The following is a 15977-nucleotide window of genomic DNA, read 5'->3' as shown; positions in this document are numbered from 1 at the left end:
CGTGGAGGAGATCCTGCTCCCGATCGTGGGCCGCCCACGCCTACTGCTCCTGGACCTGCCAGGACACCGACCCGGCCAGCGGCATCGACAACGCGGTGCGGCCGATGTGCTGCCAGCACCCCCGCACCCCGCAGCAGCCGCACCCGCACGCGCTGCGGCCACCCAGCCCGGTAAGACGCTCCCCGGGGGCTGGCCGGGGGTCTGGGGCCTGGGATGCGCAAGCAGTTACCGGGCACCAGAGAGCGCGGTCGGGGCGTGTCCCCCGCGGGTGATCCCTGCCAGCGGCTACCAGGCCGGCCCGTCAGCGATCTCCCCGTGCACGTCAAACCCGAACCGGTGCAGCCGATCATCCCCCGCCGCGGCCAGCATCCTGGCCAACCGGTAGGCGGCGTACCCGTCGCCGGCGTTGGCGCGAGCGCGCAGCTCGTCACGATCCCCCGCCACGGCCAGCAGCTCAGCCAACTGGTAGGCAGCCTCCGGGTCGCCCGCATCGGCGCGGGAGCGTAGGAGGGGAATGACGATGGTGTAGAGCCGCCGGTCGAGGGCGCCGGTAGTGATGGCATGGAGGTCGTCGGGGTGGGTGAGGTGGTCGCGGAGGGCGGTGGTGCCGTGGAGGGGGGTGGTGGCGTAAGTGAGGGCGTCTTCGAACCAGTTGGCGGGTGCGGTGGCCTTCTGGCGGGGGGTGCAGTAGTCGGGGGCGGCGGCGCGGAGCAGGTCGGTGGTCAGGGGGGTGCGGACGCCGAGGCGGGCCGCGTCGACGGCGGCGGTGATGACGGCCCAGGCGTAGGGGGCGTCGGCTTCGGCGGTGCTCCAGCGGCGTAGGAGTTCGGGGCCGGCGGCCAGGGTTTGGGTCAGCCCGTCGTCGGGGTTGTCGATCCCGATCTGGATTCGCTGGTCGCGTGCGGCGACGGTGCGGGCGCGGGCCTGTTCGGTGGGGCTGAACCGGGGGCGGATCTCGAGGACGGTGGCCAGGCGCAGGGTGTCGCGTTCCCACTGGTGGGGGTCGTCGGTGGTGCCGGGGGGTGGGGGGCACCTCGGCGGCGGGCCGGAGGTGCGCCCGCGGGCCGAGACCCGCGGGCGCGATGCCGGTGAACAGTCCGAACGCGGAACGCCTACCAGATGCGGACCCGGTCGGCCGGGTCCAGCCACAGCCCGTCGCCGGGCTCGGTGCCGAAGACGTCGTGGAACTCGTCGAGGTTGCGCACGATGTTGGCGCGCAGGTCCGGCGGGCTGTGCGGGTCGGTGGTGAGGTACTGCCGCTCGAGCTCGAGCCGGCGCTTGCTGCGCCACACGTAGGCCCAGTTCATGAACAGCCGACGTCGGTCCTCCCGCGACGGCTCGCCGCCCTGGGAGATGACGTAGGCCTGGTGGGCGATGGTCAGGCCGCCGAGGTCGCCGATGTTCTCGCCCACGGTGAGGGCGCCGTTCACCTTCTCGCCCGGCAGGTTGCGTGACTCGAACCCGTTGTACTGCTCGACCAGCGTCTTCGACTTCACCTCGAAGGCAGCCTTGTCGGCGGGCGTCCACCAGTCGTTGAGGTTGCCGGCGCCGTCGTACTGCGCGCCCTGGTCGTCGAAGCCGTGACCGACCTCGTGGCCGATCACCGCGCCGATGCCGCCGTAGTTCTCGGCCGGGTGGGCGTCGGGGCTGAAGAACGGCTTCTGGAGAATGGCGGCCGGGAAGCAGATCTCGTTGGTGCCCGGGTTGTAGTAGGCGTTGACGGTCTGCGGGAGCATGAACCACTCGTCGCGGTCCACCGGCGAGCCGATCTTGGCCAGCTCCCGATCGGTCTCGAACGCGGCGGCGGCGCGGGCGTTGCCCATCAGGTCGCCGCGGCGCACCGGCAGCGCCGAGTAGTCCCGGAACCGGTCGGGGTAGCCGATCTTCGGCCGGAACGTCTCGAGCTTCTCGTACGCCCGCTGCTTGGTCTCCTCCGTCATCCAGTCCAGCTGGGAGATCGACGAGCGGTAGGCCGCGAGCAGGTTCGCGACGAGGTCGTCCATCTGTGCCTTGGCGTGCGGCGGGAAGTGCCGGGCGACGTACTCCCTGCCGACGGACTCCCCGATCGCGCCCTCGACGAACGCCACCGCGCGCTTCCAGCGGGCCCGCAGCTCGGGCGTGCCGCTGAGCGTGCGGCCGTAGAAGTCGAAGTGGGTCTCGGTGAACACGTCGGGCAGGTAGGCCGCGGCCGAGCGCAGCACGCGGCTGACCAGCCAGTCGCGCCACACGTCGACCGGCGTGTCGGTCAGCACGGTCGACAGGTGCTCGAAGAACGACGGCTGCCGCACGCACGCCTCCGCCAGCGTCGCGTGCGGGCCGGTCAGCGACCCACCGAGACCGGTGACGTAGGCGTCCCAGTCGAACGCCGGGCAGAGCGCGGCCAGCTGTCCGCCCGTCATCAGGTTGTAGGTCTTCTGGACGTCGCGGGTCTCGGCCCGCTCCCAGTGGCCCTTCGCGAGCAGGGTTTCCACGTCGAGGATCCGCTGCGCGGCGCCCTCGGGGTCGGGGTGCCCGCCCAGCCCGAGCATCCGGGTCAGGTAGTCGACGTACTTCTGGCGGGTCTCGGCGAACTTGTCGTCGTGGTAATACGACTCGTCCGGCAGGCCGAGGCCGCCCTGGCGCAGGTGGAACAGGTAGCGGTCCGAGTTGCGGTCGTCGGTGTCGACGTAGGAGCCGAACAGTCCGGCGCCGCCGATCCGCTCGAGCTCGCCGAGGAACGCGGCGAGGCCGCGGACGTCGCTCAGCCCGCGCGCGCCGTCCAGCAGTGGCTGCACCGGGCCCAGTCCGAGCGCCTCGATCGCCTCGGTGTCCATGAAGGAGTTGTAGAGGTCGCCGATCTTCCGCGCGTCCTCGCCCTGGGTGGCCGGGTCCCGCGTGGCGAGGTCGGTGATGATGTCGCGGACCTGCCGCTCGGCGTCGTCGGCCAGCTGCACGAACGGGCCCCAGCTCGACCGGTCGGACGGGATCTCCGTCTCGGCGAGCCACCGGCCGTTCACGTGGCCGAACAGGTCGTCCTGCGGTCGGACGTCGAGGTCCATGCCCTCGCGGGCGTCGTCGAGGATGCTCACAGAACGGAAGTCTCCAATCGATTGCCGCCAGGCCATGGAGCAACGCCGAGCCGTCCAGCCCGTCCGGTGCACCCCCTCGACGGTATCTGCCCGCATGTAGGCATCCGTTCCGTTCGCGGACACCCGTTGTCGATCACGGGCGGTCGACGGGCCGCCCGTGATCAGGCGCTGTCGGGCTTGACAAATGACACCTTGTGGGTGTCATTATGGCCGGGCGCGCGATCTACGCCCGCTGCGCGGACAAGGCCCCACTGTTCCGGGCCGCGGTGCGGCACGCCACCGTTCGCCTGCTCCGCGACGGCCTCCGGCCCCGCCGATCTGATGGAGATGTCCTTGCCGCCTTACGCAGACCGGCCCGTCGTCGTCGTCACGGGCGCCAGCTCGGGGATAGGCCGGGCGACCGCCCGCACTCTCGCCGAGCAGGGCTGGCAGGTGATCGGCATCGGCCGCGATCCGGTACGCAGCGCCGCCGCCGAGGCCGAGATCGCCGCGGCGGCGCGCAAGGACGGCGGCTTCACGATGCTGCGCGGCGACTTCACCCTCATGGCGGACGTCCGGCGCGTGGCCGGCGAGATCCAGCACCTCACCCCGCGCCTCGACGTCCTCATCAACAACGCCGGCGGCGTGCGGGACCGGCAGATCATCAGCGCGGAGGGCACCGAGGCGACCTTCGCCGTCAACCACCTCGCCCCGTTCCTGCTGACCCGGGAGCTCACGCCCCTGCTGCGGGCGAGTGCGGCCAGCCTGCCCGCCGGATCGACGCGGGTGATCGCCGTGTCGTCGAGCGGCCACCGCGCGGTCGACGGGCTCGACTGGGACGACCTGCAGAGCCTCGGCGAGTTCCGTCCCGCCGTCGCCTACTGCCGGGCCAAGCTCGCCAACATCCTGTTCACCCGCGAGCTGGCCCGGCGGGCCGGGCCGGACGGGATCGTCGCCCAGGCCATGCATCCCGGCGTCGTGGCCAGCAACTTCAGCGCGCACGGCGACGCGGCGATGCGGGCGCACATGGCCGCGGCCGACACGGTGCCACCCGACGAACCGGCGGAGACGCTGGCCTGGCTGGCCACCGAGCCCGAAGGAGGCCGCACCGGCGGGCGTTACTTCCACCGCAGGGCGGAGGAGCTACCCGCCGAAGCCGCGCGGGACGATGCCGCCGCCGCCCGCCTCTGGACCGAGAGCGAGCGGCTGCTGGACGGGCTCGGCTTCCACTGATCCGTTTGATCCGTTTCCACCTCCGTCGGTCCACCCTTGGCGGGCGGGTGCGGAAACCGTGGCGCTCCTGGAACAAAGATCAGAGCGTGTTGCCGCACAGGTTCGGCTCGAGGACGAGGAACGCGTTGCCCGAGCCGTTGACCTGGACGAACGAGTAGCACGTGGTGGGCCGGCCCGCGCCCGTCCGGAAGCTGATCGGGCTGATCAGGCCACCGGCGTCGTAGCTGTTCTGGGCGCGCAGCCGGTCGATGAAGCCCTGACGCGTCGGGCAGGCGTCGGCGAGGCGCAGGCCCTCCAGGAACATGTCGGTGCTGATGTAGGCGAGCACCGAGCTGTCGTTCTCGGGCTGGGCGACCTGCGGCGCGTACCGGTTCATCGCCTCCAGGTAGGTCCGGATCGCCGGGCCGCCGAGCTCCAGTGGCCGGTAGACGAGCGGCACGGTGATTCCCGCCGCCTGTGCGCCGAAGGTCTCCAGGAGCCTCTTGTCGTAGCCGTTGCCGGAAAGGACGACCTTCGGCGGGTGGCCGGCCTGCCGTAGTGTGCTCAGGATGCCGACGAGGCTGTCCGGCGGGATGAGGCCGATGACCGTGTCCGCCTTCGCCGCGACGATCCTGGAGGCCGCCGCGGCCGGGTTGTCGACGTTCGGGGTGAAGTTCACCGTGTCGACCACGGGTATTCCGCTGGCGGCGAGGCTGCGCGCGTACTTGTCGGCGGTATCCGAAATGCCCGCGGACAGCGCGGGCTGCAGGGTCACCGCGCGCCGGCCCCCCTGGGAACGCACGAACTGGCCCTGGGTGTCGACGGCGACGCCGGTCACATAGGTGAAGGCGAACATGTTCCGCATCGTCGACCAGACCTGCTCGTGGGCCAGGCCCGTCACGGGAACTCCCCGGTCGGCGAGGTAGCGCGCGCTTCCTGAGGCCGCGACGGACAGCTCGATGAGACCGAAGACGTTCTGGTGCTCGACAAGGTCGCGGGCGCCCATCGCGTTCTCCGTGGCGGACCCCTTGTCGTCGCGCCACTGGTAGACGACCTTGCGGCCGTGCACGCCCCCGGCCGCGTTCACCTCACCGATGCGGGCGTCGATCCCGCCCCGGACGGCGTCGGAACGCTCCGCGGCCGGCCCGGTGTCCGGGTACAGCACACCGAGATCGATCTGCTGGGCGCCCACACCCGGTGTGGCGCAGCCGGTCGCCGCGCTGGCCTCGGGCGACGAACAGCCGGCGAGGAGACCCGCCGCGCCGACGGAAACCGCGGCCAGCACCGAGCACAACGTTCGACGACGGGAGAACATCGGGCCCCCTGGATGATGGTCTCGAAAGAAAAACGGGATCGGGAAGTTTCGCGTGTCACACGCGCCGTGAACGTGGCATCCCGGTCACTGGTGAATCTTCCGTGGAGCGCTGCCTCTGAACGGTGATCCGTCCGCCGGCCGTCTGAATGGTCGGCAGGTGCGCCCCGACGATACCAAGACAGGCGGCCTTGTCTGCGGTCAGTTGGTCCGCGCGGGACCAGACGGCTGTGCCGTGGATCTCAGGTTTCGAGTTCGTAGTCTCCGCTTTTCCTTTGATTCATCGGGAGGTCATTTGCGCGTGCCAAAAGAACACCTCGCCGTGCTACCCGCGCCACCGCTCGGTGCGATATCCGATGCGTGCGGCGCCCCCGTTCGCCGGCGGCCGGACGGCCGGACGGCGGCCTTCGGGTACGTGTCGTCCCGCGGGGGCTCCGCGGCTCCAGCGGCCGCGTCGAGGTCCCCGGCACCGGACAGTGCGATGCGTTCGACAGCGCCACGCTGGGTCACGTTCACTTCCGCGCGCGACCAGTCGGCCTCCACCGGAACACGGTGCGGGGCCTGGTGCATCGACCTGGTGCGCGGAAGGACATGAGCCGGGCAGCAGATGTGGCGCCGGCACGTGGAGAACCGGGAAGCTGACCGTGTCCCAAAGATCGCGGTCCAGGGTGTTGGCATCGGCGCAGGGAGCACTCATGTGGGAGCGGGAGCAGATGTTCGTCGGAGGCGCATGGGTCGCGCCGAGCACCGACAGCAGGATCGAGGTGACCTCGCCGCACACCGAGAAGCTGATCGGTCGCGTCGCCGCGGCGAGCACGGAGGACGTCGACCGCGCCGTCGCCGCGGCGCGGCGGGCCTTTGACGAGGGGCCGTGGCCGCGGACCGATCCGGCCGAGCGGGTCGAGGTGATCCGGCGGCTGGCCACGCTCTACCGCGGGCATCGCGACGAGCTGGCCGAGCTCATCACCGCCGAGCTGGGCGCGCCGATCTCGTTCGCCAGGCGCGCGCAGGTCGCCCTGCCCGGGGCGCTGATGACCGCGCTGGCCGACACGGCGGCCGGCTACTCCTGGCAGGAGAAGCGGCCAGGCGTATACGGCCAGGACATCATCCTGCGCAAGGAGCCCGTGGGCGTCGTCGCCGCGGTGGTCCCCTGGAACATGCCGCAGTTCCTGACCGTCACCAAGGTCGTCCCGGCGCTACTCGCCGGCTGCACCGTCGTGCTCAAGCCGGCGCCCGAGTCGTCGCTCGACGCGCTGTTCTTCGCCGACCTGCTCGACCAGGTCGGCCTGCCGCCGGGCGTCGTCAACGTCATCCCCGCCGACCGTGAGGTGAGCGCCTACCTCGTCGCCCACCCCGGCATCGACAAGGTCTCCTTCACCGGCTCGACGGCGGCCGGCCGGCAGGTGGCGGCGGCATGCGCTCCCAACCTCACCAAGGTCAGCCTCGAGCTCGGGGGAAAGTCGGCGGCCATCGCTTTGGACGACGCCGACCCGGCCACCGTGGCGCGCGCCGTCCGCCTCTCGGGCATGGGCATGGCCGGGCAGATCTGCAACTCCCTCACCCGGGTACTCGTGCCCACGAGCCGCGTCGGCGACTACGCCGATGCGCTCGCGGCAACCCTGTCGGCCATCAGAATCGGCGATCCGGCCGATCCTGCGACCGAGATGGGCCCGCTCGTGGCCAGGCGCCAGCAGGAACGGGTCCGCCGGTACATCGACATCGGCGTGCGGGAGGGCGCCCGGCTCGTCGTCGGCGGCACCGATCTGCCCGACGGGATCGATCGTGGATGGTACGTGCGACCGACCGTCTTCAGTGAGGTGGACAACTCGATGACGATCGCCCGGGAGGAGATCTTCGGCCCGGTGCTCGTCGTCATCCCCTACGGCGACGAGGACGATGCCGTTCGCATCGCCAACGACTCGGAGTACGGCCTGGCCGGCTCCGTGTTCACCGCGGACACCGAGCATGGGCTCGAGGTGGCGGGCCGGGTCCGGGCCGGTACCTTCGGCGTGAACCAGGGCTACTCCATGGACCCCGCGGCTCCCTTCGGGGGAGTGAAGGCCAGCGGCTACGGCCGCGAGCTCGGCCGTGAGGGCCTTGAGGGCTACCTCGACGTCAAATCGATCTCCGTCGCCACCGCGTAGCGGGTTCTACCCGAGCATCGGCCGCAGCCGGGGATTGAGCTGAGCGCCGGCGGCCCGGCCGGGCACGGTGCACCGGATTTTCCGCCTGTATATCAGGGGAAAATCTCGCTTCCGGTCAGGCTGGGGGGGCACTGGCAGTGCCCCCCCCAGCAGCGGTGGGTACCGATGTTGGATGAGCACATGGAGTACACCCGGCTGGGATCATCAGGATTGAAGGTCAGTCGCATAGCGCTCGGCTGCATGAGCTTTGGCAAGCCCAACACCGGGCGGGACTGGGCGCTCGACACGGATGCGGCGGAGCCGATCTTCCGGCAGGCCGTCGAGCTCGGCATCACGCTTTGGGACGGTGATGTGAGCAGACTCGTGGGTCGTCCAATCCGACGACCGACGGATCGGGCAGGCCCCTTTTCCTGGACATCGACCTCAGCGACAAGGAAGTAGCCGCGCTCGAGGATAACTACTCTCCACGTCGGCCTACCTACTGCGGGTCGAAGTCTGGTTACTGATCCCGCGGGCGACCTGACCCTATGGCATCGACGCGTCGTCCGCCGCCCTGGCCCCGGTCGATGTCTACCGGATCGTGGAAGCCGACCCGTATCCCGCGAGCTATATCGCCACCGTCCAGCGCAACGTGCGGGAAATCGGGCAGCCGCCCGGCGTGGACGTCAACGAGCTCGTCATCTGCCCGGCCAGTGCGCGCGGATCGAGCGGTACGTCACCGCGTCCACGACCTGCCCGCCGGGTGGTCACCACCGACTTCGATGATCCCGGCGCGACCCGCGGCGGCCACGAATGCCTCACCCCCGCAGAAGCCCACCTCCTGGCCGGGATGCTGATCCGCGCCGCGACAACCTTCAAAGCCGCAGAGAACCGGGAAAGGCTGTCCCACCTAGCCGGACAACGTCCGGCGACGAAGACGGCCCCGGCCAAGCCACCTCTGCACTCGGGGCGCCGTAAAGGAAAGGCCCGTCGCCTCCTCACCGCCCCGGCCGGGCTTGCTGTCCCTGGCCGCCTTCTGATCCCCGCCGGGCCTGCGCCGATCCACAGGTGGTTCGGGTTCGGCGGTTCCACCATACCGTCGTCGTGACGATACGTGCCTGAAATCCCCCTTCAGTGCAGCCCACGAGTTCGCGACGCGGTCGAGGTGATGTTCGACGCTCAGTGGACTTCGGGTGAGGCGACCGCCTGCGGACCGAAACCCCACGTTCCGATGCGCTGATGGCCCAGATCGTCGTCGACACGCGGGTAGCAGGGTTGCCGGGGTGGCCGGAGATTCACTGGCTACCATCGCGCGGTGCTGGTCCTGGACCTTCGCTCGAACAAGGAGTCAAATGGATATCAGGAGATACTCGAGAAGCGTGTTTCTTACCGGCGGACTGTCCGCGGCAGCCCTGCTGTTGGCGACTCCCGCGTCGGCGAGCACTGTTTCCGTAAATCCGTCGCAGGAGGGGAAGAAGGGTGCGAGATCGGCTGCGGCTCCAATTTGCTGGGGAAGCGGTGTCGGATCGGCCGGGAACACCGGAAACGGTGTGACGTGCTATCAGCTCGGTCCCGCTGATGAAGCCACGACGGCGGCGTGGTTGCAGTCGCAGGCCGGCCCATGCCTCGTGGATCTGGCCGGTGGGGCGGTGGACTCGGACGGGGACGACCTGTTCGAGGACGACCTGTTCGAGGACGACTGGTTCAATGAAAAGCGGACGGTCAACCTGATCATCGGAAGTCTCACGATCGGTGGCCTTGGGCCGACTGTGGGAGGCACCGGAATCGTCGGTGGAACGGGGAACACGGCCGGCGGTACGACTGCCGCATTCGGGGGGATCGCCGCGGGCGGGCCCACCGTCGGGGCCGGTAACTCCGGCAATATCGGGGGAACCACGATCAACGCCCCGGCCGCCGCCGACACGGCCGCTGTCGCAGGTCCTCGACCGGTGATCGTCGTGTCTGGTCCGCAGTGTTCGGTCAGCTCGACTGGATCCGGTCAGGCGCCCACCACGGGCCTTCAGGATCAGCAGGGCGCTACGGAAGACGAGTGGGCGATCCTCGAGGACAACGACCCGACCGAATGGGAGATCTCCCTTCCTGAGCTGTGAAGGGGTGCTACTCGAGGATCCCGCTAGGGCGTGTATCCAGTTGTGATCTATCTGTGGGATTCGCTCTCATGGTGGGGTCTGATCCGGTAGATCGTTCTGCATGACGCGGGGGCGGCCCGGAGGAACAAGGCGGGCAGAACGGCGGAGACGATCCCGAGCGGGAGGAGCGACGACGTGTCCGGCGCCGGCGTGGACTCCGGCTGAAAGCTGCCTTACTCGGACGATCGAGGAGCGGGCAGACCAGCAAGGTCCACCTCGCCGCCGACCGCAGGTGCCGCCCGTTGGCGTTCGTCCTGACCGCGGGGCAGGCCGCGGACAGCCCGCAGTTCATCCCCGTGCTGACGAAGGTACGGGTCCCCGGGGCGCGTCGGCCGTCCCCGCGCCCGCCCCGACGCGGTCGCCGGGGACAAGGCTTACGCGTCCCGCAGCAACCATCCCTACCTGCGGAAACGCCACATCAGGCAGTCATCCCGGAGAAGAGGGATCAGGCCGCCAACCGGAAGAAGAAGGGCAGCAAGGGCGGCCGGCCCGTCAGCCACGACACCGATCTCTACACGGAGCGGAACACCGTCGAGCGCCTGATCAACAAGCTGAAGGCCTGGCGAGGTATCGCCACCGGCTATGACAAGACCCCGCAGAGCTATCTCGCCGGCCTCCCGACGCACGGCTACCGGGAGGCGCCGGGCGGCAGCTCTTGCTGCTCGACCAGGATGCGACTACCGTCGCGTGTTGATGTTGGTGTCAGGTTGTGCCGGATCTCCCAACTGACGGCGTGCTCCGCGGACGTCGGCGCCGCCGGGGCGTGTGAACGGTGAGGTGGCCCCCTTGCGCAGTCGATGCCGCCGGAGCGGAGAGCGGGACAAGTGATGGCGGAGCCCGGGAATGCCTACCCGAGGCCGATGCCGAGGATGCCGGTCACGGGCGAGTCGAGCGAGGCTCATCTGTCACCGGCGCGGCCGATCCGGTTCAACACCGGCCCGGGCCGGATCTCCGACCTCTCGGCGCTCCGGGAGGCCGGGCAGGCCATCGAGCGTCTCGGCTATTCGACCTTCGCTCTCGCCGACCATTTCATGATCCGGTACGCTCCGCTGATCGCGCTCCAGGCGGTCGCCGACGCGACCAGCGCGCTGCGGCTGACCCAGACTGTCCTCAACCAGGATCTACGGCATCCCGCCGTCCTCGCCAAGGAGCTCGCCACCCTGGACGTGCTGTCCCAGGGGCGTCTGCAGGTGGGGCTCGGCGCGGGATGGATGCAGGCCGAGTACCAACAGGCCGGCATCCGGTACGACCCGGCCGCCGCGCGGATCGCGCGGCTCGAGGAAGTGGTCATCATCCTGAAAGGCCTGTTCGGAGACGCTCCGTTCAGCTACTCAGGCGCGAACTTCACGATTGATGCTCTTCGTGGCACCCCACGACCTCTGCAGCGCCCGCACCCGCCGATCATGATCGGCGGCGGCGGTCGCAAACTGCTCTCGGTCGCCGGGCGCCACGCCGACATCGTGCAGATCATGCCCCGGCTTCCGCAGGAGGTCCGGCCGGCCGAACCGCACCCGTTCAGCGGCGAGGCCTACGAGGAGAGAATCGGCTGGGTCCGCGCTGCCGCCGGGGATCGCTTCGGCGACATCGAGCTGGGAGCCCAACTGCTGAACGTGACGATCACCGATGATCCGGAAGCGGCGTTTGAGACCTGCTTTCAGAGCTTTGGCCGGCAGGTCCGAGGATCGTCCGGGGGCGCTGTCCCGTCGCGAGCGGACCTCGGCTCGTCGCCGATGGTCGCCATCGGTTCGCTGGACGACGTCTGCCGGAAAATCCTGGACGTCCGTGACCGGTTCGGGATCAGTTACTTCACAACGCCGCTCGGTGCGAGCCCCGAATCCTTCGCACCGGTCGTGGAACGGCTGGCGGACGCGCCAGCCGGCGCCGCGGCATGACTCCGGCGGAAGCCATCGGCCCTTCGGTCCTGCGGCGCGAGCCGGCGGAACAGGCAGCGGCGCAGGCGGCGGCGCAGGTAAAGGCCTGACCGTCGGACCGGGCCCTGCGCAAGCCGTGGGGCCAGGAGCGGCGAAAGCCGCGCGCGGGCAGCCGAGATCAGGCCCCACGCTGTGGCGGGGAGATCCGCGCCGCCCACACACCGGACCCGACGAGCCGCTCCGCCTCGTCGCGGATGACCTGGCCGACCTTCGTCGCGAAACCACGCGGCAGTTCCAGGTGGGACGTGGTGCCGGTGCCCAGCCGTTGCGTGAGTGCGGGATTGCGAAGCGGGGCGTAGCACAGCCTTTTGTTCTCGATGTCGGTAGCGCAGGCGGAAAGCGGGAGAATGCCGTATCCGCGGCCTGCGGCGATGAGATCCTTTGCCACCTGAAGCGAGTCGGTCGTGAATCTGGACGTCAGTTTCAGCTTGAGCTTCAGCGCCGTGTTCTCGAGACTGTTGCGGATTCCGGTCTGGGAGGCCGGCAGAACGAGCGGGCAGTCGGTGAGCTCGGCGAATCCGATCGCCCGGTCAGGCGTGAGGTCCGATGCGGCGCCCCCGACAACGACAAGATCCTCCACCAGTAGCTCCTCCTGGAACAGTCGACCGTCCAGGACAGGATGGATCACCGCGATATCGACGGAGCCCTTCAACATGCCGTCGACGAGTTCGTCGGTACTCCCGACGCGCACCTGGAAGTCGACTTTGGGAAAAACCATGCTCAGGCTGTCCAGTAACGGTGCGGCCAGCACACAGGCGGCGGTCGTCGGCAGGCCGATATTCAGCGCCCGCTCGACTCGCGCCAGACGGGACCCGACGTATCGCATAGCGAGCTCCAGCTGACGCAGCGGCGCCGTCGTGGTGGCGCGCAGCCGTTCTCCCTCTTCTGTCAGTTGCACACCGCGAGCTGTTCGCCGGAACAGCGTGACGCCGAGGTCCTCCTCGAGGAGTCGGACCTGACGGCTCAGCGCGGGTTGAGCGATCCCCAGCACGCTCGCGGCGCGATTGATCGATCCTTCGTCGGCGACTTGTAAGAAGTACCTGAGGCGATGTGTGTCCATGGCGCGCATGCTACACCAGTCATGCCGAACCGGTATACCCAGGCGTCGAAATTTGTATTGGCATGCTCCGGCGGCATGGCCGTAACATCCTTGGAACCAGACGAGATGGTGCGCCTTGCTGTGCTGGATAAAACTTTTTTTGGGTCGGCGATAGGGGATCTCATGGATTCGGATACGCAGTACCTGACTCAGGCGCTGGGGCTGGACCGGCTGCCCACCCATATCATCGACAAGCGGGTAAGTGAGCTGCTGGACCTGAGTGGCCAGAAGGCGATTGTCATCGGTGCGGGGGGTGACGGATTAGGTCATGCGATCGCCAATCGGCTGGCTGGTTCCGGTGCCGATATCGCACTGGTCGGCCGGACCTTCGAGAAGGTCGAGCGGCGCGCGGGGGAGATCGCGAAGCGCTGGGGCGTGAAGACCGTTCCGATCCGCGCGGACATGTCGGACTGGGACCAGGTCCATCGGGCGGTGCGGGAGAGCCGGGAGGCGCTCGGCGGTCTGGACATCATGGTGAACAACCCGGTCATGGTGGCCGCCGGGGCCTTCGAGAAGCACACGAAGGAAGAGATCGACCGGACCGTCCTGGGCAGCCTGACCATGATGATGTACGGCGCCCACGCGGCGCTGGAGTACCTGCTGCCCCAGGGCTCAGGGAAGATCATCAACATCGGGGCGGTGGGTGGGCGAATTCAGCAGCCCGGCCTGACGGTCTACTGCTCGTGCAAGGCTGGGGTCATCGGTTTCACCCGTAATCTCGCGCACGAGGTCGCGTCCCGTGGCGTCAACGTGCTTGGTGTGGCTCCGGGTATCATGATCAAGTCTGAGATGAAGGCGATGCTCTTCGAGCCGCAGAACGAGGCGCAGCTCGCGGGCCGGAAGTCCATCATCGATGCGCTGAAGAACCAGGTGCAGCTGGGCCGGGTCTGCCTGCCGGAAGAGGTCGCCAACATGGTCGCGTACCTCTGCTCGGAGGCCGCCGACTACATGTGTGGTCAGACCATCGACGTCGCGGGCGGTCAGTGGATGGGGTGATCTGATCGCTGGGCGATTGGAAGGGATGTGCTGTCGTCGCGCCAGGGGCGCGGCCGATGATCCTGGCGCGACGACACGCGGGGGAATGGCTTTTCAGTACCAGAGTGCGGGAGCAGTGAGATGCGCGGACTGGCGGACAAGGTCTTCATCGTGGCGGGCGGGGCCACCGGAATCGGTGCCGGGGCGGCAAAGAGGCTCGGCGAGGAGAGTGCCAAGGTAGTAGTTGGCGACATCAACCTCGCCGGAGCGCAGAGCACCGTCAGCGAGATAAACGAGGCCGGTGGCAGCGCGGTCGCTGTCCACTTCGACCTCGCCGACGAGCACTCGGTCAATGAGATGGTCGATACGACGCTGGAGAAGTTCGGTGCCGTCCACGGCCTGTTCAACGTCGGCGCGGACCTGTCGCCCGGCAACCTCGGGCGGGACAAGTCGGTACTGGACACCGATCTCGACGTGTGGCATCGAACACTGGACGTCAACGTGGTCGGGTTCGTGCGGACCATTCGTGCCGTCCTGCCTCATCTGCTCGCGAACGGTGGCGGTGGCATCGTCAACACCTCGTCCGGTGCGGCGGTCAGCGCAGGCGACCGTCTCCGGCCCGCTTATGCGGCCTCGAAATCGGCGGTCAATGCGCTCACGCGGCACGTCGCCGGGAACTGGGGATCCAGGGGCGTGCGCTGCAACGGGGTGATGCCGGGTCTGGTGATGGGCGAGACGCAGGAGGTCCAGAACGACGTCGCGCTCCAGGAGAGGTTCCTGAAAGAGGTCCCCACCACCCGGCTGGGCCGCCCGAGCGATCTGGCCGCCGTCGTGTCCTTCCTGCTCTCGGACGACGCCGAATGGATCAACGGTCAGGTCTGGGCGATCGACGGCGGCGCCAACATGCGTGCCTGACGAACGACCCGGCATCCGGCCTGGGCCGCCTGGGCACTCGTCGACGCCGACCTGGCCGAGTAGGGGGGTCAGAACCCCGGGCGTGCGAGGAACGGCGGTGACTATTAGGTCAGTGTTCTACCTGTTGTTCATTGACCGCCGCGTATCTCCGACCGTAGTTTTCCGACGCCAGATTCCGTCCGACATCTGCCGATGCGGAGTACCGATGCGTCTGTTTCCCCGCCCGCACCGCGCCGTCCGGCTGGCAGATCGCCGGCTTCCACGGCCGCGCCGGGACGGAGACCGACAAGCTCGGCGTGATCTACACCAGGCGCTGAGACCAGGCGGTGAACAGCGGGGCCGGGCCGGGCTTGTCGGCCCCGGCGGGGCGCCCCTGGCGCCCCTGCCGGCACGCCTCCTCCGTGCCGGTCGAGGTCCGCCCCACCTGCCTGGCTGCCCCACCTGCCCGGCCCTCGACTCGTCCGGGAACCATCCCGTGATCCGAGAAGGGGTGTCCTGCAAGATCGGAATGGTCGCGGTCCGCGCTGCGTATGATTCCCGTGATGGAACCCGGCCGAACGCGTACCCCGCCCCGCCAGCGGGCGACGCTTGTGAACACCAGGTCACGGGAGAGTCGTCTGGCCCTCACTCGCGCCGCCCTTCGTCTTTGGAGCGAGGGTGACTTCGATGCGGCGTACGAAGCGAGCACCGTGGCTGATATCGCTCACGCAGCCGGGGTCAGCAAGGGAACCTTCTATTTCCATTTTCCCAACAAGGAGGCGATTCTCCTTGAGATGAGCTCGGCGACGATCCAGGCGATGATCGACCAGGTCGAGGCCGGAACCGCGCGAGGCGTCCCCCTGCGCTCGTTGAGCGATCAGATGATGACCTCGATGGCTCGACGCGTTGTTCGCGCGCCCAGGGGGGCCGCGCTGCGGGCCGGCGCCCTTGGCTTCGTGGGGCGACCGGATGATGGAACCCTGGCGATCCCTCGCCTGAGTGTCGCCTTCGAATCCCTCCTCCGTCACGGTAGGGAACGCGGCGAGCTTGGCGAGCAGATCGATGTGGAAGAAGTCGCCGCGATGATGACGGCCGTGACAATGGAAGCAATCACCCGCTGGGGGGCGGGAGACCGCTCCGCTTCCTGGCTGCGGCAGACGCTCCGTGATCGAGTGACCGTCATCCTGTGCGGTATCAGTCACCCGGACGAGAGCTACTGAAGATTAACGTGTGA

Annotated in this window: 12 protein-coding genes and 2 pseudogenes; 10 read left to right on the top strand and 4 right to left on the bottom strand. The window is 68.8% G+C overall.

Annotated elements, in window-relative coordinates; translation table 11 throughout:
* Positions 1 to 285: 285 nt before the first annotated feature.
* Entirely contained in the window at positions 286 to 1149 is an 864-nt protein-coding gene (locus E0504_RS29055) for a hypothetical protein (RefSeq protein ID WP_131626155.1), read from the bottom strand.
* The gene (locus tag E0504_RS29050) at positions 1113 to 3068 is read right to left on the bottom strand and encodes a M13 family metallopeptidase (RefSeq protein ID WP_112104839.1); all 1956 of its coding nucleotides are present in this window, start codon (positions 3066 to 3068) and stop codon (positions 1113 to 1115) included. The genes E0504_RS29055 and E0504_RS29050 overlap by 37 nt, the downstream gene beginning before the upstream one ends.
* A 327-nt stretch (positions 3069 to 3395) precedes the next feature.
* Between E0504_RS29050 and E0504_RS29045 the strand changes: the two genes are divergently transcribed.
* The gene (locus tag E0504_RS29045; RefSeq protein ID WP_235013621.1) at positions 3396 to 4280 is read left to right on the top strand and encodes an SDR family NAD(P)-dependent oxidoreductase; all 885 of its coding nucleotides are present in this window, start codon (positions 3396 to 3398) and stop codon (positions 4278 to 4280) included.
* Positions 4281 to 4359: 79 nt separating this feature from the next.
* On the opposite strand, the gene E0504_RS29040 is transcribed toward E0504_RS29045, so the two are convergent.
* Positions 4360 to 5574 carry an ABC transporter substrate-binding protein gene (locus tag E0504_RS29040; RefSeq protein WP_131626154.1) on the bottom strand — a complete coding sequence of 405 codons (1215 nt, stop codon included), beginning with the start codon at positions 5572 to 5574 and terminating at the stop codon, positions 4360 to 4362.
* Positions 5575 to 6266: 692 nt separating this feature from the next.
* On the opposite strand from E0504_RS29040, the gene E0504_RS29035 reads away from it, so the two are divergent.
* The 6 genes and pseudogenes from E0504_RS29035 (at position 6267) to E0504_RS29010 (ending at position 11736) form a co-directional block, all read left to right on the top strand.
* Positions 6267 to 7715, top strand: coding sequence for an aldehyde dehydrogenase (locus E0504_RS29035; RefSeq protein WP_131626153.1), 1449 nt, complete (start codon positions 6267 to 6269; stop codon positions 7713 to 7715).
* A 180-nt stretch (positions 7716 to 7895) separates the two neighbouring features.
* Positions 7896 to 8111: pseudogene (locus E0504_RS52320) on the top strand (aldo/keto reductase); the annotation flags it as partial.
* A gap of 184 nt (positions 8112 to 8295) precedes the next feature.
* Positions 8296 to 8802, top strand: coding sequence for a hypothetical protein (locus tag E0504_RS29025; RefSeq protein ID WP_131626152.1), 507 nt, complete (start codon positions 8296 to 8298; stop codon positions 8800 to 8802).
* Positions 8803 to 9244: 442 nt separating this feature from the next.
* On the top strand, positions 9245 to 9805 hold the full coding sequence (locus E0504_RS29020; protein WP_131626151.1) for a hypothetical protein: 561 nt from the start codon (positions 9245 to 9247) through the stop codon (positions 9803 to 9805).
* A 110-nt stretch (positions 9806 to 9915) separates the two neighbouring features.
* Positions 9916 to 10461, top strand: a pseudogene (locus E0504_RS29015) (IS5 family transposase); the annotation flags it as partial.
* A 252-nt stretch (positions 10462 to 10713) separates the two neighbouring features.
* On the top strand, positions 10714 to 11736 hold the full coding sequence (locus E0504_RS29010) for a TIGR03621 family F420-dependent LLM class oxidoreductase (RefSeq protein ID WP_112104844.1): 1023 nt from the start codon (positions 10714 to 10716) through the stop codon (positions 11734 to 11736).
* Positions 11737 to 11893: 157 nt separating this feature from the next.
* Here E0504_RS29010 and E0504_RS29005 read toward each other — a convergent pair whose 3' ends face one another.
* On the bottom strand, positions 11894 to 12844 hold the full coding sequence (locus tag E0504_RS29005; protein WP_112104845.1) for a LysR family transcriptional regulator: 951 nt from the start codon (positions 12842 to 12844) through the stop codon (positions 11894 to 11896).
* Positions 12845 to 12997: 153 nt separating this feature from the next.
* On the opposite strand from E0504_RS29005, the gene E0504_RS29000 reads away from it, so the two are divergent.
* The 3 genes from E0504_RS29000 to E0504_RS28990 all read left to right on the top strand — a co-directional run bounded on the left by E0504_RS29000 (position 12998) and on the right by E0504_RS28990 (position 15963).
* Positions 12998 to 13870 carry an SDR family NAD(P)-dependent oxidoreductase gene (locus tag E0504_RS29000; RefSeq protein WP_071065892.1) on the top strand — a complete coding sequence of 291 codons (873 nt, stop codon included), beginning with the start codon at positions 12998 to 13000 and terminating at the stop codon, positions 13868 to 13870.
* Between the two features lie 120 nt (positions 13871 to 13990).
* Positions 13991 to 14764, top strand: a complete 774-nt coding sequence (locus tag E0504_RS28995; RefSeq protein ID WP_112104846.1) for an SDR family NAD(P)-dependent oxidoreductase — start codon at positions 13991 to 13993, stop codon at positions 14762 to 14764.
* Between the two features lie 530 nt (positions 14765 to 15294).
* Positions 15295 to 15963, top strand: coding sequence for a TetR/AcrR family transcriptional regulator (locus E0504_RS28990; RefSeq protein ID WP_131626150.1), 669 nt, complete (start codon positions 15295 to 15297; stop codon positions 15961 to 15963).
* The last annotated feature ends 14 nt before the right edge of the window (positions 15964 to 15977 follow it).

This window comes from Parafrankia sp. BMG5.11 (genome assembly GCF_004337455.1).
Note: the sequence above shows the minus strand (reverse complement) of the source record. Positions and strands in the feature narration are given on the sequence as shown.

Coding starts and splice junctions, on each gene's coding strand:
- E0504_RS28990 (WP_131626150.1), top strand. CDS start 15,295: ATGATTCCCGTGATGGAACCCGGCCGAACGCGTACCCCGCCCCGCCAG.
- E0504_RS29000 (WP_071065892.1), top strand. CDS start 12,998: ATGGATTCGGATACGCAGTACCTGACTCAGGCGCTGGGGCTGGACCGG.
- E0504_RS29005 (WP_112104845.1), bottom strand. CDS start 12,844: ATGCGCGCCATGGACACACATCGCCTCAGGTACTTCTTACAAGTCGCC.
- E0504_RS29040 (WP_131626154.1), bottom strand. CDS start 5,574: ATGTTCTCCCGTCGTCGAACGTTGTGCTCGGTGCTGGCCGCGGTTTCC.
- E0504_RS29045 (WP_235013621.1), top strand. CDS start 3,396: ATGTCCTTGCCGCCTTACGCAGACCGGCCCGTCGTCGTCGTCACGGGC.
- E0504_RS28995 (WP_112104846.1), top strand. CDS start 13,991: ATGCGCGGACTGGCGGACAAGGTCTTCATCGTGGCGGGCGGGGCCACC.
- E0504_RS29035 (WP_131626153.1), top strand. CDS start 6,267: ATGTGGGAGCGGGAGCAGATGTTCGTCGGAGGCGCATGGGTCGCGCCG.
- E0504_RS29010 (WP_112104844.1), top strand. CDS start 10,714: ATGCCGGTCACGGGCGAGTCGAGCGAGGCTCATCTGTCACCGGCGCGG.